The 20,280-nt window shown below is 53.7% G+C and carries 21 protein-coding genes; 10 read left to right on the forward strand and 11 right to left on the reverse strand.

Annotated elements, in window-relative coordinates; all coding sequences use genetic code 11:
* The coding region (locus WFP70_RS26800) for an IS3 family transposase (RefSeq protein ID WP_442956338.1) at positions 1-84 on the forward strand (84 nt) is incomplete at its 5' end.
* A gap of 73 nt (positions 85-157) precedes the next feature.
* Here WFP70_RS26800 and uspA read toward each other — a convergent pair.
* Positions 158-595 carry a universal stress protein UspA gene (gene uspA, locus WFP70_RS14750; protein WP_034819767.1) on the reverse strand — a complete coding sequence of 146 codons (438 nt, stop codon included), beginning with the start codon at positions 593-595 and terminating at the stop codon, positions 158-160.
* A 421-nt stretch (positions 596-1,016) separates the two neighbouring features.
* On the opposite strand from uspA, the gene uspB reads away from it, so the two are divergent.
* The gene (gene uspB / locus WFP70_RS14755; RefSeq protein WP_058960644.1) at positions 1,017-1,352 is read left to right on the forward strand and encodes a universal stress protein UspB; all 336 of its coding nucleotides are present in this window, start codon (positions 1,017-1,019) and stop codon (positions 1,350-1,352) included.
* A gap of 63 nt (positions 1,353-1,415) precedes the next feature.
* Here uspB and pitA read toward each other — a convergent pair whose 3' ends face one another.
* The gene (gene pitA / locus WFP70_RS14760) at positions 1,416-2,915 is read right to left on the reverse strand and encodes an inorganic phosphate transporter PitA (RefSeq protein WP_337023734.1); all 1,500 of its coding nucleotides are present in this window, start codon (positions 2,913-2,915) and stop codon (positions 1,416-1,418) included.
* A 243-nt stretch (positions 2,916-3,158) separates the two neighbouring features.
* On the opposite strand from pitA, the gene WFP70_RS14765 reads away from it, so the two are divergent.
* Positions 3,159-4,343 (forward strand): NAD(P)/FAD-dependent oxidoreductase, encoded by a 1,185-nt coding sequence (locus tag WFP70_RS14765; protein ID WP_337023733.1) that lies wholly within the window; start codon positions 3,159-3,161, stop codon positions 4,341-4,343.
* A gap of 66 nt (positions 4,344-4,409) precedes the next feature.
* Here the strand turns inward: WFP70_RS14765 and WFP70_RS14770 are convergent, their stop codons facing one another.
* Positions 4,410-5,402 carry a glycosyltransferase family 32 protein gene (locus WFP70_RS14770; RefSeq protein ID WP_034819759.1) on the reverse strand — a complete coding sequence of 331 codons (993 nt, stop codon included), beginning with the start codon at positions 5,400-5,402 and terminating at the stop codon, positions 4,410-4,412.
* On the opposite strand from WFP70_RS14770, the gene WFP70_RS14775 reads away from it, so the two are divergent.
* Positions 5,401-5,550 carry a hypothetical protein gene (locus WFP70_RS14775; protein WP_155287940.1) on the forward strand — a complete coding sequence of 50 codons (150 nt, stop codon included), beginning with the start codon at positions 5,401-5,403 and terminating at the stop codon, positions 5,548-5,550. The genes WFP70_RS14770 and WFP70_RS14775 overlap by 2 nt on opposite strands.
* A gap of 133 nt (positions 5,551-5,683) precedes the next feature.
* Positions 5,684-6,031 (forward strand): hypothetical protein, encoded by a 348-nt coding sequence (locus tag WFP70_RS14780; RefSeq protein WP_034820073.1) that lies wholly within the window; start codon positions 5,684-5,686, stop codon positions 6,029-6,031.
* Here the strand turns inward: WFP70_RS14780 and WFP70_RS14785 are convergent, their stop codons facing one another.
* A complete protein-coding gene (locus tag WFP70_RS14785; protein WP_097119398.1) occupies positions 6,032-6,727 on the reverse strand; it encodes a cysteine hydrolase family protein in 696 nt (231 codons plus the stop codon). It abuts the gene before it with no gap.
* A gap of 88 nt (positions 6,728-6,815) precedes the next feature.
* Between WFP70_RS14785 and WFP70_RS14790 the strand changes: the two genes are divergently transcribed.
* Positions 6,816-7,817 (forward strand): GlxA family transcriptional regulator, encoded by a 1,002-nt coding sequence (locus WFP70_RS14790; protein WP_160833796.1) that lies wholly within the window; start codon positions 6,816-6,818, stop codon positions 7,815-7,817.
* A gap of 196 nt (positions 7,818-8,013) precedes the next feature.
* Here WFP70_RS14790 and WFP70_RS14795 read toward each other — a convergent pair whose 3' ends face one another.
* A complete protein-coding gene (locus WFP70_RS14795; protein WP_058960638.1) occupies positions 8,014-8,502 on the reverse strand; it encodes a helix-turn-helix domain-containing protein in 489 nt (162 codons plus the stop codon).
* Between the two features lie 322 nt (positions 8,503-8,824).
* Here WFP70_RS14795 and WFP70_RS14800 point away from each other — a divergent pair, with 322 nt between their 5' ends.
* Entirely contained in the window at positions 8,825-9,850 is a 1,026-nt protein-coding gene (locus tag WFP70_RS14800) for an alpha/beta fold hydrolase (protein WP_337023732.1), read from the forward strand.
* A 40-nt stretch (positions 9,851-9,890) separates the two neighbouring features.
* Here the strand turns inward: WFP70_RS14800 and WFP70_RS14805 are convergent, their stop codons facing one another.
* The 3 genes from WFP70_RS14805 to proP form a co-directional block, all read right to left on the reverse strand.
* Complete coding sequence (locus tag WFP70_RS14805) at positions 9,891-10,865, reverse strand: GGDEF domain-containing protein (RefSeq protein WP_034819748.1); 975 nt, start codon at positions 10,863-10,865, stop codon at positions 9,891-9,893.
* A gap of 114 nt (positions 10,866-10,979) precedes the next feature.
* Positions 10,980-11,957: a porphobilinogen synthase gene (gene hemB, locus WFP70_RS14810; protein ID WP_034819746.1), complete on the reverse strand. Its 978-nt coding sequence runs from the start codon at positions 11,955-11,957 to the stop codon at positions 10,980-10,982.
* A gap of 117 nt (positions 11,958-12,074) precedes the next feature.
* A complete protein-coding gene (gene proP, locus WFP70_RS14815) occupies positions 12,075-13,580 on the reverse strand; it encodes a glycine betaine/L-proline transporter ProP (protein ID WP_034819744.1) in 1,506 nt (501 codons plus the stop codon).
* Positions 13,581-14,153: 573 nt separating this feature from the next.
* Here proP and WFP70_RS14820 point away from each other — a divergent pair.
* On the forward strand, positions 14,154-14,621 hold the full coding sequence (locus WFP70_RS14820; RefSeq protein ID WP_337023731.1) for a hypothetical protein: 468 nt from the start codon (positions 14,154-14,156) through the stop codon (positions 14,619-14,621).
* Here WFP70_RS14820 and WFP70_RS14825 read toward each other — a convergent pair.
* Both WFP70_RS14825 and WFP70_RS14830 read right to left on the reverse strand, forming a co-directional pair.
* Positions 14,613-15,572, reverse strand: coding sequence for a D-2-hydroxyacid dehydrogenase family protein (locus WFP70_RS14825; protein WP_034819735.1), 960 nt, complete (start codon positions 15,570-15,572; stop codon positions 14,613-14,615). The two genes, WFP70_RS14820 and WFP70_RS14825, sit on opposite strands and share 9 nt — an antisense overlap.
* The gene (locus WFP70_RS14830; protein WP_337023736.1) at positions 15,547-17,151 is read right to left on the reverse strand and encodes an EAL domain-containing protein; all 1,605 of its coding nucleotides are present in this window, start codon (positions 17,149-17,151) and stop codon (positions 15,547-15,549) included. Before WFP70_RS14830 ends, WFP70_RS14825 begins: the two co-directional genes overlap by 26 nt.
* 238 nt (positions 17,152-17,389) lie before the next feature.
* Here WFP70_RS14830 and WFP70_RS14835 point away from each other — a divergent pair, with 238 nt between their 5' ends.
* Complete coding sequence (locus WFP70_RS14835) at positions 17,390-18,154, forward strand: class II aldolase/adducin family protein (protein ID WP_160868882.1); 765 nt, start codon at positions 17,390-17,392, stop codon at positions 18,152-18,154.
* Between the two features lie 9 nt (positions 18,155-18,163).
* A complete protein-coding gene (locus WFP70_RS14840; RefSeq protein ID WP_337023730.1) occupies positions 18,164-19,111 on the forward strand; it encodes an ABC transporter substrate-binding protein in 948 nt (315 codons plus the stop codon).
* 115 nt (positions 19,112-19,226) lie between these two features.
* Here WFP70_RS14840 and WFP70_RS14845 read toward each other — a convergent pair whose 3' ends face one another.
* Entirely contained in the window at positions 19,227-20,273 is a 1,047-nt protein-coding gene (locus WFP70_RS14845) for an AI-2E family transporter (RefSeq protein ID WP_337023729.1), read from the reverse strand.
* Positions 20,274-20,280: the final 7 nt, after the last annotated feature.

The raw sequence follows: 20,280 nt of genomic DNA on the forward strand, positions 1-20,280 counted from the left end.
TACAACTACGAACGGATCAAGACGGGGTTAGGTGGACTGAGTCCGGTACAATACCGAACTCAGTACCAACAGGCGATGTTATAACTGTCCAGGTTAAGGGGTTCACTTCATGTATTACGCCGCTACCAAAAAAACAGGGCCATTACTGGCCCTGTTTTTATTCGTCTTCTTCGTCACGCAGCGGCACAATCAGCATATCGATATGCACGGTGTTGATCAGCTGGCGCGCTGATGACATCAGCTTGCTCCAGAAATCCTGGTGGTGACCACAGACCACCAAATCCACATCGTATTTCTTAATCGCATCCACCAGCACCTGGCCGAGATCGCCGCTGCCGCTCAGGGTTTCACTGATCGGATAACCGGCGTTGGTAGAAAGCTCTTTCAGCGCGGTGTGCGTCTCCTCAGAAATGCGTTTCTGCATGTCGCCCAGATTGACGTCAATCAGCCCGGTGTAGAGGTCTGAGTAATTCACATCAACGTGGATCAGCGAGATTTTTGCATCATAAGGACGGGCCAGTGAAACGGCTTTATCAACCAGCAACTGGCTTTCCGGGGAAAGGTCTACTGCAATCAGGATGTGTTTATAAGCCATGATAAAACTCCTTCTCAAGATTCTGGGGCTACCTGAATTCCCGCCGCTCGGCGAGCGAAATCCTTTGCGCGAAACAGCGATGAAGCGCCACCAACCACAATTTATGCCCTGCAGGCGTTCTGTTGTTATGACCTGAGTATAGCCAGAGTTGTTAACAAATGCTGCAATCCACGGCTCGCTTGTGAGGAAGATCAAGCGCTATCGCAATTTTCACTCGCGGTGAACGAAAATCATCGCTGGAAAAAAATTGAACAGATCTCCTACACTGAAAATGAGTGCCACTGCCGTCTGGGTGACGCGCTCGGGTTCGCATAACAACAATGCAATTCGATTCATCTGTGGCTGGTTAATTTCCCGTGGGGCGTCTACAGCATTTCCCCGCTGCCTTCGACGTCATTACGGCTCCAGCTGGGAGGGGAACATGATCAGCACTATCGCGCTTTTTTGGGCTCTGTGTGTGGTTTGTCTGGTGAATATGGCGCGCTACTTCTCTTCTTTGCGCTCGCTATTGGCTGTGCTGCGCGGTTGCGATCCGCTGCTGTATCAATATGTGGATGGGGCGGGTTTCTTCACGTCTCATGGTCAGCCGAGCAAGCAGGTGCGACTGGTGCGTTATATCTGGGATAAACGCTATCGCGATCATCACGACGACGAATTTATTCGCCGCTGCGAGCGCGTACGCAGGCAGTTTGTCCTGACCAGCGGGCTCTGTTTTTTGGTGGTGGTGAGCCTGATTGGTCTGGCGATCTGGCACTAAACAGCGGCAATAAAAAAGGGCGACCAGTGTTGAACCGTCGCCCTCTTGTTTGCTGATAGCAGCTTAGATAATTTTCAGCGCGATCCAGTAGAGCGAACCTGACAGCACAATACACACCGGCAGGGTAAACACCCACGCCATGGCGATATTTTTAATGGTGCGGCTCTGCAAGCCACCGCCATCCACCAGCATGGTACCGGCAACGGACGATGACAGGATATGCGTGGTGGAAACCGGCATACCGGTATAACTGGCAACCCCAATCGACACCGCAGCGGTCACCTGTGCTGACATGCCCTGCGCGTAGGTCATGCCTTTCTTACCGATTTTCTCACCGATGGTGGTTGCCACACGACGCCAGCCAATCATGGTGCCGATGCCCAGCGCTAATGCCACCGCCATGATGATCCAGATTGGTGCGTATTCCACGGTGCCCAGCAGATCGCCCTTCAGCTTATTGAGGAAGCGCTTATCGTCCGGAGTGGTCTCTGGCAGTTTCGCGGCTTTATCGGCCGTGTCCGAGACGCACATCAACAGGCGACGCATCTGGCTGCGCTGATCCACCGTCAGTTGGTCATAGCTGTTCAGATTGGTCAGCAACACTTGTGCACGATTGATAGCCTGCAGCGCACGACTGCTGTCGCAATGGAACTCATGCGGCCCGCCCACAGACTCTTCCGGCGTTGGCACCGCAGGCGGCGCCATCTGGACGATATGGGTGAGTGAATCGCTGTGCTGCTGATAATACTGTTCCAGATGATTCACCGCATCGCGAGTACGGGTGATGTCATAACCTGAGGCATTCATGTTGACCACGAAACCCGCAGGCGCAACACCGATTAGCACTAACATAATCAGGCCAATGCCTTTCTGACCATCGTTCGCACCGTGGGAGTAGCTCACGCCAATCGCCGAAACGATCAAGGCAATACGCGTCCAGAACGGTGGCTTCTTCTTGCCATCGATCTTTTCACGGTCAGCCGGTGTCATGTGGATGCGCGAACGTTTAGGGGTTCCGCTCCAGTAACGACGCAGGATGAAAATCAGCGAGCCCGCAATCACCAGGCCGACAATCGGCGACAGGATCAGTGACAGGAAGATATTAATGACTTTCGGCAGGTTGAGGGCATCAACCACCGAGGTGCCGGTCATCAGCGCATTGGTGAGACCAATACCGATAATGGCGCCAATCAGGGTGTGAGAACTGGACGCAGGCAAACCCAGATACCAGGTACCTAAGTTCCAGATAATCGCCGCCAGCAGCATGGAGAACACCATGGCCAGGCCGTGCGCGGAACCCACATTCAGCAGTAAATCAGTTGGCAGCATATGCACGATGGCATAAGCCACGCTCAAGCCGCCCAGCAAAACGCCTAAGAAGTTGAAAACACCCGCCATCACAACTGCCAATTGCGCCCGCATCGCGCGGGTATAGATGACGGTAGCGACTGCGTTAGCAGTGTCGTGGAAACCGTTGATTGCCTCATAGAACAATACAAACAGCAGAGCGATAACCAAAAACAGGCCGGTACTGAGGTCAAGACCAGCGAACAGATGTAGCATAAACGTTACGCCATTTTTTGGAGGACATGAACGCGGCGCATTATCGGCGACAACCCGCATGATGTGAAAGGAAAATATAGTCCTTTTTTGTCTTAAAATTGCCACAAACCCCATCAGACAAGGTAAAAAGACTGAAAAATAAGTGAGTTACAATATGACACATTTACGGCATTTTTTTGACGCTGGCGCGAAATGCCGCAGATCTCTACAATCACCGCCTTTCAATTATGTGGATTAAGCACTGTGGACAAGTTTGACGTTATCGTAATAGGTGCAGGCGCTGCCGGCATGTTCTGTGCGGCGCAGGCAGGGCAGTTGGGTCGTCGTGTGCTGTTGCTGGATAACGGCAAAAAGGCGGGACGTAAAATCCTGATGTCCGGTGGTGGCCGCTGTAACTTCACCAATATGTACACCGAACCGGCCGCCTATCTCTCGCACAACCCGCATTTCAGTAAGTCGGCATTGGCGCGTTACACCCAGTGGGACTTCATCGATCTGGTGAATCGCCACAAGATTGCGTATCACGAGAAAACCCTCGGCCAGTTGTTCTGCGATGATTCGGCGCAGCAGATCGTGGATTTGCTGTTAAAAGAGTGCGAAGACGGGCAGGTTACGTTGCGCTTGCGCAGTGAAGTGCTGAGCGTGACGCGCGATGAAAACGGCTACAGGCTGCAACTGAATGGCTCCGAGGTGCAGGCTGAGAAATTGGTGATCGCCAGCGGTGGCTTATCGATGCCGGGTCTGGGCGCGACACCATTCGGGTACAAAGTGGCCGAGCAGTTTGGTTTGAAAGTGTTCCCGACGCGCGCAGCCCTGGTGCCGTTTACGCTGCATAAGCCACTGCTTGAGCAGCTGCATACCTTATCGGGTGTGTCATTGCCCACCACCATCACCGCGCAGGATGGCACGCTGTTTAAAGAAGCGATGCTGTTTACCCATCGCGGTTTGTCGGGTCCGGCGGTATTGCAAATCTCCAGCTACTGGCAGCCGGGTGAGTTTGTCACCATTAACCTGTCGCCGGAAACCTCGCTGGAAGAATTCATCAACGTGCAGCGCGAGGCGCATCCGAATCTCAGCCTGAAAAACAGCCTGGCGAAAATCCTGCCGAAGCGTCTGGTGGAAGTGTTGCAGGAGCTGAAGCAGATCCCGGATGTGACGCTGAAGCAGCTCAACAGCAAGCAGCAGGCCGAGTTGGTCATCACGTTGCATCAGTGGCGCGTGCAGCCGAATGGCACTGAAGGTTATCGCACTGCCGAAGTGACGATGGGCGGCGTCGATACCACGCAACTCTCCTCCAAAACCATGGAAGCGCGCGATGTGCCCGGTTTGTACTTTATTGGTGAAGTGGTGGATGTCACCGGCTGGCTCGGCGGATACAACTTCCAGTGGGCGTGGAGTTCAGCCTGGGCGTGTGCGCAGGCGCTGTGAGTTATCACGTCGCCATCAAAGGCGACGCCAGTGTACGAGGTTCAGCTTTATGCTGAGGTTGCAGCGCTAATGCCTGGCTCTGCGTAACGGCGTCACTGCAGGTGTCAGGTTTTTCGGCTGGTCGTGCAGCAATACTTGCCCCAGCAGGCTATCGCTGTTGACCACGCCGTACTTTAGATGCGTCGCGATATATTTGCGGTCAAAGCTGGTGAGCTTATACACCGGTGGCAACACCTCCGGTAAAGCGTCCACCATCAGCATGCGGCTCAGCTTCACCGGACGCCAGCCGCTCAGCGTTTGATACAATAACGCACCGGCTTCCGCTTTGCGTAAGTAGAAGTTGTAGTGATTCTCTTCCCGCAGCGCCTGCTGCTGAGCGATATACACCACCAGATAATCCGGCGTCTTGATGCCCTGCAGAATTGTGTCGTAGTTCGGCAGCGCCAATAATTGCTGGAAGAAGGCTTCAGAGCCTAACTCCACAATCGGACGGAAGCAGTGCAGCCAGCGGCCGATAAAGGCATTGTTTTTCGGCGCGGCGAGAAACCAGGATTCCATAACCGGATAAGCGCGATCGCGGGTGGATTCCTCGCGATAAAAAGCCACCAGGTCATAACGCTCATCCGCATTCACCGCTAACAGCTCATCGAGGCTGCGATTGAGGATAATGGTGGCATCCATCCAGATTCCGCCATAACGATGCAGCAGCTCCAGGCGAATCACATCGCTTTTGTGCGAAGCCCGCATCCCCGCGTGGACAAACTTCAGGTCTGGTAAATAGTCATGCAGATTGAGATTGTTGATTACCGTCAACGCATAGCCAGGGTTTTCACGGGCAATCTTATCGACAAAAATCTGGACTTCAGCCGGGAGCTTTTCACTTTCCCAGTACATCCAAACCTGACGCGGAATGGGCGCAGGCGGATTAGCACGACCCTGCAGGTTAATATCCTGTTCGGCTGCGGCGTGATAGGCGGGAAGGCGTTTGCGTGTGGTCAGCTTTTTTTCCGCCAGCAACGCCAGCGAAATCAAATGCATTTTAAGTTTATGGTTGGACATGATCATTCCTGTAACCCTGTCGGCCGCTATCCCAGCTTCTGCCGCTTTAGGGCGAAAAACTGGCCCTGTGACAGCGGGCACGATGAAGCGCAATGGCGCGAAAAGTGGCTCAAAATTAACAAACAGCGCCGAACTGCTCAATAAATAAACTCTGAAAACGTTACTTTAAGAGAATACGCAGGCGGCGTTCTCTTGCCGTACCGTTGCCGTGGGTGTTTAAGGGCTGTTAACCGATGAATCTGTTAAGATCGCCGCGTTTTTTCCAACAGGCCCATGATTCCATGTTCAAACTTAAATTCCTTCTGCCCGTGCTTATCGTCATCAGCGCGGCTGTCTGGTGGCTGATGCCGCACTATAGCGATGAAGATAAAGGCTATTACATCGCCATGTTCTGCACCTTGACCCATGACGGGCGCGACAACTCACCCCTGGCGATGCAACAGATTATTGAAGGCAGCAACTCGGACTATGCGCTGCAGAAAATTCATTTCCAGTCAGGTCTGGCAGAACATCTGCAAAGCGTGTGGCAGGATTTGTCAGCGGAGCAGCAACAGCAGGCGCGGCAGGAGAGTCTGTCCTGCCGCAAGGTGATGTCTGAAAAGTTATTACCGGGTAAAGCAGTGCAGTGATTAATGCACGGGCAGCGCTAATACCGCGTCGGTGGTTTTGATCTCGGCAAACACATCAGCAACGCCTGTCAATGCGCTCTGCTGCAGCACCTTGTGATCGACTACCTTGTTATCCCAGGTCGCCAGATCGCGCGTGGCGGTGGCATCTTCCGGGATAATGACCGAGTAGCCAAGCGGTACGGCATCACGTGCGGTGGACGACACGCACATATGGGTCATTAGACCGGTGACAATTAACTGCTTGATGCCCAGACTGTCGAGTTGTTGTTTCAAATCGGTTCCCACGAAAGAACTCGGTGTGGCTTTGGTAATGACACGATCATTTTTGCCCGGCTGCAAATCCTTGTGGAATTCAGCGAAGCGGCTGCCTTTGGCGAACAGCGGGCCATCTGCCGCGCCTTCATGGCGGACGAAGAACACCGGCATGCCATGCTTGTGTGCAAACTCAACCAGGCGCTTGCTGTTTTGCAGTGCTTTCATACCGTCTGGAATGGGCATTTTGCCGCCAGCGAAGTATTCGTTCTGAATATCAATCACGATGACCGCGGTTTGATTGGCCGTCAACTGGGGGGTGGCGGTGGCACCGCTCATGGTACGAATGGTCGGTGCATTTTCAGCTTTGTGTTCTTCGGCAATAGCGCTGCCTGAAATTGCCATCGCTAATGCTAAGGTGCCTGAAGCAAAAAGGTTTTTCATCACTAATCATCTCTTTGATTGGGAAGTCAGGGTGACTTCCGATGCACAGCAGTATGGCGATTGTGCCGAAAGTGAAGGAGTACTGCGCATGACAAATAACGTTCACTTTGCGCCAAAAATGGCGCAACTGGATGCGCCCATTAAGGTCGGTATTGTGGTGTTTGACGACATCATCCCGTTTCATCTTTCCGTTCCCTGTGCGGTGTTTGAGAAGGCGGAACGCGAAGATGGCCGAGCTTGCTACCAATTAATGATCTGTGCCACCCACGCCGGTCCGCTTCGCACCAACAGCGGTTTTTCGATTGTCGCGGAGCATGAACTGGCTATGCTGGCCGAAGCGGATATGGTGGTGGTGCCCAGCTGGAGCGATCCTGCCGTTGCGCCACCGCCCGCGTTGTTGCAGGCGTTACAGCAGGCTGCCCAGCGTGGGGCTCAGATTGTTGGCTTGTGTCTTGGCGCCTTTGTGCTCGGAGCCGCTGGCTTGCTGCATCAGCAGCGCGCCACGACACACTGGCGTTGGATGAGTGATTTTGAACGGCTTTACCCCGATGTGACGATTGACCGTGACGTGTTGTATATCGACGAAGGGCAGATTGTGACCTCGGCGGGCACTGCAGCGAGTATCGATTGCTGCCTGCATCTGGTGCGTGAACAGTGTGGAGTGGATGTGGCCAACAGTGTGGCGCGCATGCTGGTGGTACCGCCGCATCGGCAGGGCGGCCAGGCACAATATATTGAGCAGCCGGTCTATCACTCGGCGGGCAACGATCGATTTATGTCGGCGCTCAGTTGGGCCACCGAAAATTTGCAGCAGGCCCTCACGCTGGATCAGTTGGCGGAGAGAGCGTTGATGAGTCGTCGCAGTTTTACGCGCCGTTTTAACCAAACCACCGGCAGCTGTTTCAGTGATTGGTTAGTGAATCAGCGTCTGGCATTGGCGCAGCGATTTTTGGAAAAAACCGACCAGCCGATTGAGCTGATCGCAGAAAAGGCCGGATTCTCTTCGCCATTAATGTTAAGGCGACATTTTAAAAAGAATTTGAATACGTCTCCGTTACAATACCGGAAAACATTTCGTGGTCGGGTGTGAATTAATGGTTTGTAAATCAACCTATTGATAAGAATGCATTGAAAATAGGACGGATAAAATTATTCCCGGATCATTTTGACAGGCTATCTGATGAGAAGAATATTTCAGCGTGGCCAATGAGGGCTATTCTTAACAACGGATGGCGAACCATCCGTTGTTATGCAAATCCTGCAAAGAAAAATAGTGACGCGACTTATTAACGCATCACACAATCAATGCGTGAGGGAAATTGACCTGAGCGCAGCGCTGGCGTTCTCACTTCTTTCATTTTCTCACTGCTGTTAAATCCATGCTTACGGCAAATCACGCATGGATCAGTGCTCTCTTTCAATTGCTGCTCGGCTTCGCTCCCCAGCTGACGCTTACGGCAGTAGAGTGGGGTGCAACCCATCACTTGCTTAAAGGAGCGAGTGAACGATTGCTGGCTTTCAAAATGGTATTTTACGGCCAGACTGATGATCGGTGCGTTGCTGTATTTCAGCTCGCTGACACAGCATGCCAGTTTCTTTTTACGGATATACCGTGCCAGCGTTTCATTATGATAGCGGGCAAATAATTTCTGCAAATACCATTTAGAATAACCCGATTTCACTGCGATATCATCAATGCTTAAGCGCTGATCCAGATTGTCCATAATCCATTTGGTCACCGAATCAATAACCCCTTCGTTGTATTTTTGCGGCATCTTTTTGATCCTCCATTAACTGGATACAGTGTAAAATAATTAATCTTTCCATTCATCCGATTAACGTAAAGTTTTATAAGGAATTGGCTGTTTTATTATTTGTCATCAAGGCTGGTCTTGCTTTTAGTGAAATTAAGGCCGCTTTTGTTGAATCGATGTTGAATATTTAGCGTAATCACGCCCGTTATTTTTAACTCAAATTTTCCATCGCTTTGCCGAGCTTAACAGTATGAGAAAACGTGGCGCTGGCACACCTCATCAATACGCACTGGCGATTAACGTGCCAGACTGATGGTTTTTTCATAGCTCAGGAGCAGTGCGCATGGCTTTTCGTTTCCCGCTAAAACAGTCACTTGCCGTGATTTTGACGGCGATGGCTGCGCTACCCACCACCTCCGCGTTAGCGGCCAATGTGTATGGCGAGCAGTTGGAAGGTTTTCAGTATCCCTACCCACTTGAACACTTTAATTTCTCCTCACAGCAGCAACCGCTGAGCATGGGGTACATGGATGTCAAACCCGCGCAGCAGGCTAATGGTCAAACGGTGGTATTACTGCACGGTAAGAATTTTTGTGGTGCAACCTGGGAAGACACCATCAAAGCGCTTAGCCAGCAGGGATATCGGGTGATTGCGCCGGACCAGATTGGCTTTTGCAGCTCGACGAAACCCGCCAATTACCAATACAGCTTCCAGCAACTGGCGCTGAATACCCATCAACTGTTAGCGCATCTTGGCGTTGCTAAGGCAGTGATTATCGGGCATTCAACCGGTGGCATGCTGGCGACGCGCTATGCGCTGATGTATCCACAGCAGACACAGAAGCTGGTGCTGGTGAACCCGATTGGACTGGAGGATTGGAAAGCCAAAGGCGCACCGTGGCGCTCGGTGGATCAGTGGTATCAGCGCGAACTGAAGCTCAGTGCGGCGGGTATTAAAAAGTATGAGCAGACGACTTACTACAGCGGTCAGTGGAAGCCGGAGTACGACAAGTGGGTGGATATGCTGGCAGGTCTCAACAACGGGCCAGGCCACAAGAAGGTGGCGTGGAACTCTGCGCTCATTTACGACATGATTTTCACCCAGCCGGTCTATTACGAATTCAAAGACCTGAAAGTGCCGACAACGCTGATGATCGGAACCGCCGATACCACCGCGATTGGCAGCGATATTGCTCCCGCTGCGGTCAAAGCGCAGTTAGGTCATTACAATGTGTTGGGCAAACAGGTGACAAAGATGATTCCGGAGGCACATTTAATTGAGTTCCCAGGTATGGGACATGCGCCGCAGATGGAAGAGCCGCAGAAGTTTAATCAGACGCTGATTAGCGATCTGGCGCGTCCATTGTAAGATGCGGTGGCAAATGGGCGTGCTTATGCACGCCCTGACATTACTGTGCCTGCTTTTTTTTGCCGTTTTTGGCTTCGTACATACGCGCATCGCTGCCTTCCAGCAGCTGTTCCAGCGACAGCGGATGATCGGGATCAAACTCCACAATGCCTGATGAGAAGTGCAGTGCGTAGCGGCGGTCGAGATCCTGAGTTTGCTTTTGCAGGAAACGATCAAAGCGCGCCAAAACGCCCTCGGCATCGGCCTGCTGTAAGCCGTTAAACAGCACCACAAACTCATCACCGCCCAGGCGGGCAAAGATATCAGCGTGGCGGAAACTCACTTTCATCGCATCCGCAAAATCCATCAATGCACGATCCCCCTCGCGGTGGCCGAGCGTATCATTGATAGCTTTAAAACGGTCGAGGTCGAGGAAGGTCAGACTGGCCGGGAGTTGCCTGACTTCGCACTCATTCAGCGCGAGCTGTCCCAGCGTCATAAATCCGCGACGGTTGGTGATTTGCGTCAGTTCATCCGAGGTCGCTGTCTGGAACGCCACCAACTCTGCTTCGGCCATCGCGGCCAAATCGCGCAGCGTATTCATGTCATCCGCATTAAATTCGCGCGCATGGTGGTCGACGATACAGAGCGTGCCCACTTTGGCACCCGCTGGCGTACGCAGCGGACAACCCGCGTAAAAGCGCACGGGATTCTCTGAGGTTTTCACTAACGGATTATCGTGGAAACGCTCATCTTCAAGGGCGTTTTCGACCACCATCACATCGTCTTGCAGGACCGCGTGGCCACAGAACGACGTATTACGGGGTGCGGTCGCCGCGCTTTGGCCAGCGATAGATTTGAACCACTGGTGGTCCTCCTCCAGCAGGCTAACCAGCGCAACCGGCACGCCGAACAAACGACGAGCAAGGCGGGTTAAACGATCAAAACGCTCTTCTGCAGGCGTGTGCAGAATGTTGAGCGCACGTAACTGGGCCAGACGACGTGACTCGTCCGCAGGCAGTGCAGGTGCTTTCATCGCGTTACTCTTTCTTTTGAATTATTCGGGTACAACAACACTGGTGTTTTACTGCCACAAAGGCATAAACCGCCTGGCAACGGTAGCGATATCCATTGCCAAGCGTAGCGATTATCAGAGCACTTTTTGCTCGGCGAGATCAAGGGCAAAATAGCTGAAAATCAGGTCAGCACCGGCACGTTTAATCGCACCAAGGCTTTCCAGAACCACATTACGTTCGTCGATGGCACCTGCCTGCGCGGCGAATTTGATCATCGCGTATTCACCACTCACCTGGTACGCAGCCAGCGGCAGAGTAGTGCGCTCGCGGATATCACGCAGAATATCGAGGTAGGCGCCAGCCGGTTTTACCATCAGTGAATCAGCCCCTTCGGCTTCATCAATCAGGGACTCGCGAATCGCTTCACGGCGGTTCATCGGATTCATCTGATAAGTTTTACGATCGCCTTTTAATGCCGTTCCTGCTGCTTCCCGGAACGGACCGTAGAATGAAGAGGCGAACTTGGTGGAGTAAGACATGATGGCCGTATCGGTGAAGCCTGCGGCATCCAGTGCCTGACGGATGGCTTTCACCTGGCCATCCATTGCCGCTGAAGGGGCGATAAAATCCGCACCGGCTTGCGCGGCGACCACGGCTTGTTTGCCGAGGTTAATTAATGTCTGGTCGTTATCCACGCCGTGATCGCACAGCACGCCACAGTGGCCGTGGCTGGTGTATTCACAGAAGCAGGTATCGGACATCACGATCATTTCTGGCACGGTGTCTTTGCAGATACGCGACATACGCGCCACAAGGCCATTCTCATTCCATGCATCGCTGCCGGTTGCATCCGTGTGATGCGAGATACCGAAGGTCATCACTGAGCGAATACCGGCTTTGGCGATACGCTCAATCTCATAGGCGAGACGTTTCTCAGGAATACGCATCACACCCGGCATGGCGTTAATCGGCACGTAATCGTCCACGCCTTCTTCAACGAAGATTGGCAGGGCCAGATCGCTCAGACGAAGGTGGGATTCCTGGAACATTTCACGCATTGATGCGCTTTTGCGCAGTCTTCTTGGACGTTGGAGAAGATTGAATTCAGACATGTTCGTACAACTTTTGCTGGTGAAAAAAGTGACAACAGTTTACCCCTTTTCGCCAGCGGGGATGAAGGATTGTGTGCGGAAACGAAAACTCCCGCCGGGCGGCGGGAGTGGGGAAGATTACTCGTTGATGTCCGGGTGCTGCTGCACCAGGTTTTTACGTTTCGCCTCGAGCTTAGCGATCTCTTCATCAATATCTTCGATTTTCTGCTCAATGTTGTCGTGATGCTCCTGCAGGATTTCACGCGCTTCTTCAATATCCGACGCCGCCGGTGTGGCACCGCGCAGCGGCTTGTTGGCGGTCTCTTTCATATAGATACCCGTGATCAAACCAATCACCGCGACCACCATCAGATAATAAGCCGGCATATACAGATTGTTGGTTGTTTCAACCAACCACGCGGCGAAGGTCGGGGTTAAACCGGCAATCAGTACCGAGATATTGAAGGCACTGGCCAGCGCACTGTAACGAATGTGCGTTGGGAACATCGCCGGCAGCGACGAAGCCATCACGCCGGTAAAGGCGTTAAGGATCACCGCCAGCAGCAGCAGACCCGCAAAAATCAGCCCCAGCACGCCGCTGTTAATCAACATAAAGGCCGGAATCGAGAAGGCGAACAGCGCGATACTGCCGATGATGATAAACGGGCGACGGCCAAAGCGGTCACTCAGCATGCCCATCACCGGCTGCACAAACAGCATACCCATCATGATGGCGATAATGATCAGCACGCCGTGATCTTCCGAGTAGTGCAGGTTATGCGACAGGTAGCTCGGCATGTAGGTCAGCAACATGTAGTAGGTCACGTTGGTGGCAATCACCAGACCGATACAGGCCAGCAGACTTTTCCAGTGCTTGGTGGCGATCTCTTTGAAGGATACTTTCGGGCCGTCACGCAGACCTTCACGATCGCCTTGTTCCAGCTTATCAACGTGCTGCTGGAACGCCGGTGTCTCTTCCAGTGCGTGACGCAGATACAGACCGATGATCCCTAACGGTAGCGCGAGGAAGAACGGCAGACGCCAGCCCCACTCAAGGAATTTCGCTTCACCGATGACGGTGGAAATCAGCACCACGACGCCCGCACCCAGCACGAAGCCGGCTATGGAGCCGAAGTCGAGCCAGCTGCCCATAAAGCCACGCTTACGGTCAGGCGAATATTCTGCGACAAAGATCGAGGCACCGGTATATTCACCGCCCACTGAGAAGCCCTGCGCCATTTTCGCCAGCAGCAGCAGAATCGGTGCCCAGATGCCGATGGTGGCATAAGAGGGGATCAGGCCGATACAGAAGGTACTGATCGACATGATGACAATGGTGATTGAGAGGATTTTCTGACGACCGTATTTGTCGCCGAGCATACCGAAGAATAGTCCACCCAGTGGGCGAATCAGGAAGGGAACCGAGAAGGTACCCAGTGCAGCAATCATCTGCACACTAGGCGATGCATCCGGGAAGAACACCTTACCCAGCGCATACGCCACAAAGCCATAAACACCGAAATCAAACCACTCCATCGCGTTGCCCAGAGACGCAGCGGTAATGGCTTTACGTAAACGGGCGTCATCGATAATCGTGACGTCATCCAGCCCGATAGGTTTTACACGCTTCCTACGTAGTTTCATGTTGTAACCCTGTATTGGAATTCGAAAAATCCTCAACGCTGCAGACTACATTTTGTGGCCAGTCCACGGCGTTGAGAAGATTTAAGCATAGCCGTGAAAGAGGACTTTATCCGGCGTAGCAACGGTAATAATTAGGGGCGAAATGATTACGTCCCGCGACAGAGTATACCGATTTTGTGTGATATTTGTCATGTTTCAGCCAGCAACTGGCTATTTTTTGGCTAAAACTCTGGCGGAATGAGGGGGGAAACGCAGCTTATAAAATCCTGGTTATCGCGCGTCAGGCCGCGTAATGCGTGCGTTTCAGCCAGGAATGCATCAAAAGGGTGGCAAAGGGTGTCATTTATTTTTTTCTGAAAAAAACGCGGAGAAAATTTTGATGATTATCAGCGATATCAACTGCGCATCGCTGATTGATTAATCCATTGTTCTGACAAGTGGCGGCTTGATTGCTATACCTGATTGTTGCGCAAATAAATAAGAAATTCTTATCATTAAGCGAAGCGGTAAGCTTTGCTTGCCAGCCTGTCATCATTCGGTAATACTCTGCCGCCTGGCTCAGGTGGAGTGTTCATGTCGAGAAAAAACGCCCGATTGTTTGAGAATCCCTGGCTGTCGCAAATTGACAGTGTAGAAAAGAATCTTATCAATTATGCGCCTGATGCACGGCGAACGTTTACCGATCCTGTGGCACCGATTGGCTGGATTGACTGCGGTGAACGTGCCGATGCCCAATTGGCATTACTGGCCCAACAACCTGATGAACTGCTGAAACGCCTGAAAACCTGGCGGCAGGCGGGATTGCTCACCAGCCAGGCGGCCGAGAGTTTGCGGCAGCTGCAACGCCTGACGCAAACCAGTATCGCGCGTAATCAACCCATTACCCAGCTTGATGAGTATCAGCAGTTGGTGGGACAGCTGACGCCGACCTTAGAACGTATTAACCAGCGCCTGAATGGCCAGCGCCCGCCAGTCACGCTGGCGGATGACACACTGGAAGTGGCGCTGCGTATCGCCGAAAAACGCCGTCGCTCAGAGTAGCGATCGCAGTGGTGCGCCGCTTATCCATCCCTGAATATCTTCCACTGCCTGCGTGAAGTAGGTGCGGTAATTGCTGTCGGCGACATAGCCAAGGTGCGGCGTGGCCAGCACATTGGGCAGATGGCGCAACGGGTGGTCAGCAGGTAGCGGTTCCTGTTCGAACACATCGATTCCGGCCCCAGCCAATTGACCGGATTGCAGCGCGGCAATCATCGCTTGCTGGTCGACAAGTGCGGCGCGTGAGGTGTTGATCAACAGCGCGCCTGGCTTCATCTGCGCCAGTGCAGCGTGGTCGATCACGTGTCGCGAGCGCTCGCTGAGCACCAGGTGCACCGAGACAAAATCGCTCGCTTGCATCAAGGCGTGCAGCGAAGGCATCCGTTCTGCGCCACATTCGGTCGCGCGTGAGTCGGTGAGATTTTGACTCCATGCGCAAACGCGCATCCCAAAGGCCTGCGCCACTTTGGCCATCTCGCCACCGATTTTACCCAGCCCCACTAAGCCCAACGTTTTGCCCTGCAAACCGAGCCCCAGCGTTTGCTGCCACGGCCCGTTATTGCGCATTGCCTGATTTTCTAACCTGATGTGGCGTGCCAGCCCAATCAGCAAACCCCAGGTGAGCTCCATCGGTGCAGCGCTGCTGCTGGCGGTGCCGCACACGGCGATATAGCGCTCGGCACAGGCGTGCAGATCAATCGAGGCATTACGCATGCCGGAGGTGACCACCAGTTTCAGGTTAGGCAAGCGACCAATCAGTTCGGCCGTGAGCGGTGTGCGCTCGCGCATAACAACGAGGATATCGGCGTGTTCGATATGGCGCACCCGCTCATCTTCATTGTCAAAATGCTGGGTCAGTGCGGTGGTGTGTACGGTTGGTTGCAGCGATGCCCAATCGGCCAGCGACAGGGCAACGTTTTGGTAATCATCAAGAATGACGCAATTCAGGCTCATGGGATTCCTCAACGAGAAGTGGCTGACGCCCTTGCTCATTGAGCCAGGCGCGAAGCCGGTCATTATCCATCGGACGGGCGTAATAGTAGCCCTGAATGTAGACAACGCCACGTTGCTTCAGGTAGTCGAACTGCAACGAGGTCTCCACACCTTCACCGAGCACATCCAGCTTGAGTTTGTGGCACAGATTTATGATGGCATCCAGCACCGGCGTTTCTACCTCCAGACCTTCAATGGCGTTAATAAAGCCGCGATCGATTTTCAGGTAATCCAGCGGGAAGGTCAGCAGATACGAGAGTGAGCAGTGGCCGGTGCCGAAGTCATCAATCGCCACCTTCATGCCGTGTGACTGCAGATGCCGCAGTTTGCGTGCCACCAGTTCGCCGTCATCAATCAGACTGCGTTCGGTCAACTCGAGCGTCACCACCATTTGCTTGTCTTTAATGCGGCGGGCAAAACGCTGAATATCCTGCACGAAATCGGCATGCTGCAAATGTTCTGCCGCCACGTTCAGGCCGATGTGGAAACCGGGCTCGACCTGCCAGCCCTGAATATCCTCTGCCATCAAATCCAGCAAATGTTGGGTCAGCTGCACAATGATCCCTTCAGATTCGGCGTGGCTGATAAAGATATCCGGACGGATCATCTCACCATTCGGCAATTGCCAGCGCAACAGGGCTTCCGCGCCTTTGCAGCGCTCGATTTCCGTGCTGTAAACCGGCTGGTAATGGACCGAGAATTGACGGCTACGCATCGCGCGGCGGATTTCATCGGCCCACGAAATGCGGCGGCGCAGCCAGTTGGCGGTCAATACCATCAGCAGGATAGAAAAAATCGCGGCCATCGGCAGGAAGATAAACAGCGCCTGACGCCAGGCTTTCAGCAACTCGGAGGCGGGCACGGTGACATTAACGCTAATCGGATAGCGGCTGGATTCGGCCTGATAAGGCTCACTTTTCAGATACAGCTCGGGTTCGATATCGGCCGGGCCGCTGGTTATCGGTGCGCCGCCGCTAAAGCGCATGCTCATCTGATAGCCACGCGACTCGCCAATCGCGTGCATAAAGTCCATCAGATACTGACCATCAATCACCGCCCAGAAGCCGGTGCTATCAGGCAGTTGACGCACAAATACCACGGCGGGTCGATTGGGCACGCCGTAAGTGCCACGAATGGAGATGCTCCACCAGGCTTTACCGGTAATCGGCGGCGGTTGCATCATCATCTGGGTCAGGGTGCCATGCACCAGGCCAAAGGCCGATGAGCAGCTGATGTTCTCGCCACTCAACAGACCGACGGAACGGAAATAGGCGTTGAGGGTGCCAGCGCGCTGCAGTTGATCCTCGATTTTCGCACAAGGCTGATAATGGTACTGACGCAGCTGGGTGATCATATCCCAGGCGTTATCACTCATTTTTTCGGCTTGAGTGAGTAAGGAGTTAGCGGTGGAGATCTGCTGCTGGCTCACCGTGTGCCGCGCTTCAATGGCCGTACAAAGGATGCCCAGTACCAGTGGTAATAACCCGGCACAGACAATTAACAGCCAGCCAAAATCGCGATTTTTTCTTTGCGGTGGCACCTGACTTTCCTCGGTCATTTTAAGCAGCAGATGAGGGCTAAGCTGCGGCGTCAGCAGCATAACACTTCCAGGGGCCGTGCATATTAGCGTTTTGATTTTGCTCTGGGCTGACTCAGGTCAAATATCGGCGTCGCTTTGCGTTAATTGACAATGTTTTGCCGTTATTGGCATTTCCCAGCGGGAAAAGCGCTGTGCCACGATGATGGGAAAGCATATTGACCTGAAATGAGGAGCGAAAATGAGCACTGAAACCCTGGATGTGGCTTCCCTGCGCCAACGCATTAGCGAAGGCGAATGGCAGGCGCGTGTGAAGCTGGCGCAGGCCTATCACCTGGCGGCAAGGCTGCGCTGGACCGACCATATCTACACCCACTTTTCTCTGCGTGTGCCGGGCGATCAGCCCCATTTTCTGATTAACGCTTTCGGTCAAACCTTCGATGAAATCTCGGCGGAGACGCTGGTGAAAATTGATATCGACGGAAACATCATTGATGACCCGACGGGGCTGGGGATTAACCACGCGGGATTTGTGATTCACAGCGCAATTCACCGTGCACGTCCGGATGCGCATGCCGTGCTGCATACGCATACGGCGGCGGGCATTGGTGTCTCTGCGCAGCGCAACGGTTTGCTGATGATTTCGCAGCACAGCACGCGCTTCCACCATCGCCTTGGCTATCACGATTATGAAGGCATTGCGCTGGATCTTGATGAGCAGCAACGCATTGTGGCCGATCTCGGCGATCTTAATGCGCTAATCCTGCGCAATCACGGCCTGCTGACCAGCGGCGGCAGTATTGAAGAAGCGTTCTATAACCTTTACTACCTGGAGCGTGCTTGCCAGGCGCAGCTAGCGGCTCAGTCGGGCGGTGCGGATTTGATCATCCTGCCTGATGAGGTATCCGAGAAAGCGGCGCAAGCCTTCGACAACAGCATCCGTAACCACAAATATCAGCTGCACTGGGATGCCTACATCCGCCAGCTCAACCGCAACGCACTCTGAGAATCCCTTATGAAATGGCTGAAAACGGTAGTTTCGACGCTGTTGCTGTGCGCGGCGTTTAGTAGTCAGGCGGCGCCTGATTTGAGCAAAGTCACTCTGGTGCTGGGCGATCAGGCGCGCAATTTGCGTTCGCTGATTGAGGCCGCCGATGTCATGAAAGATGCGCCCTATCAATATCGCTGGGCGAATTTCCAGGGGGCGGCACCGCTGTTTGAAGCACAGCGTGCGGGTGCGGTCGATACCTCCTACGCCGGAGATTTGCCGGTATTGATGGCGGCGTCCGGCGGCGTGCCGTTGAAGATCATCGCCACCAACGTCGGCGATGCCGGTTCGAACGGATTGATCGTTCCGGCGGATTCGCCAATCCACAGCGTAAAAGATCTGGCCGGAAAAGAAGTGGTGGTGTCATCGGCGCGCGGCAGCATTTCGCAGCATCTGTTGTATGAAGCGCTGGAAGAAGCGCAGGTCAAACGCGATACGGTGCCGGTGCGGTTTGTTTTGCCAACCGATGCCAGTGCCGCGTTTAATTCCGGGCAGATTGCCGCCTGGGCCACGTTTGATCCCTATCTGGGGATTGCTGAACAGCACGGTGCACGCCTGCTGCGCGATGGCAAAGGGTTAACCACGGCACTGTCGTTTGTCACTGCCACGCAGAGTTCGCTGGACGATCCCGCTAAGCGGGCGGCGATTGTCGATTTCACCCATCGTTTAGCCAAAGCCCGCGAATGGGCACTGGAGCACCCGCAGCAGTACAACGCAGTCTATGCCCAGTTAACACGCCTCTCGCCGGAAGATGCGCAGAAGATTACGCCGCGCATTTCACACGGCGTTCGGGGTGTAACGGCAGAAGATGTGGCGAAAGTGCAGAAGGTGTCAAATCTGTTTAGCGAGCTGAAGATTTTGCCGAACAAAGTCGATGTGCAGGCGATTACGGATAACAGCGTATTCACGCAATAAACGCCAATCTGGCGCGATGTATCGCGCCGTTACACTAATGTGCACATCAACCTGCGCGAAGCCTCTCGCCGCGACGCTGATGTGCACATGCTGTAGCGGTGCAAACCCCTGGCTATTAACGCGGACGCGATCCCGGTCGGCCATTGCCTAACATAATCGCCAGTCGGCTGCCACCCGGCGTGGTCTCCATCAATATCTTAGTGACGCTGGTCAGTGGTACTGACAGCAGCATGCCCACCGGCCCCAACAGCCAGCCCCAGAATATCAGCGACAGAAACACCACCAGCGTCGAGAGCCCCAATCCGCGCCCCATCAGCTTTGGCTCCAGCATATTGCCAAACACCATATGAATCGCACTGAACAGCGCGACCACGAACAGCGCATCGTAGACGCCATTTAACACCAGAGCCTGAATAAACGGCGGGATGCCGGCGATGATGGGGCCGATATTGGGCACGAAGTTGAGGATAAACGCCACCACGCCCCAGAACAGCGCGAATTTCACGCCGATCAATTCCAGCACCAGCCATACCGCGAGCCCGGTGATGACGCTGACCAGGGTTTTCAGCGCCAGATAGTGGGTCACGCCTTTGAACGCTTTATGGAGTCCGGCGATGCGGATTTGCGGATTGACCATCGCGTTACGCATTTTGTACGGCAGATGACGCACTTCAAACAGCATAAATACCACGGTGAGGATCAGCAGCAGCACGTTGGTCATGGCACCGGAAAACTGTTTCAGCAGCGTGGTGGCCATATCCATCATCACATTCGGGTCGAGCCGGGCGGCTAAGGCTTCCGTGGAGACATTGATATGAAAGCGAGCGGCAAAGTGCTGCACCACGCCGAGCTTTTGTTCCAGCATGCTGCGGATTTGCGGATAGGTGTCGCTGAAGTCACTGGCCGAACTGGCCATCACGCCAACCAACAACAGGATGACGATAAATATAACGCTGATCACCGCAGTGATGGCCAGACCACGTGGCACGCCTCGACGCATCAGCAGGGTGACCAGTGGATTCAGCACAATCGCCAGAAAGCTGGCGAGCAGGAAGGGCACCAGAATTTCTGACGCAGCACGGATGCCCGCCAGAATAATCACCAGCATCGCCATTTTGACCAGCATGTTCTGGCCAATTTTTTCCTGGGGCAGGTTGTTCATTTACTCT

Source organism: Pantoea sp. USMM079, assembly GCF_037153115.1.
In the GTDB taxonomy this organism is placed as follows: domain Bacteria; phylum Pseudomonadota; class Gammaproteobacteria; order Enterobacterales; family Enterobacteriaceae; genus Pantoea; species Pantoea communis.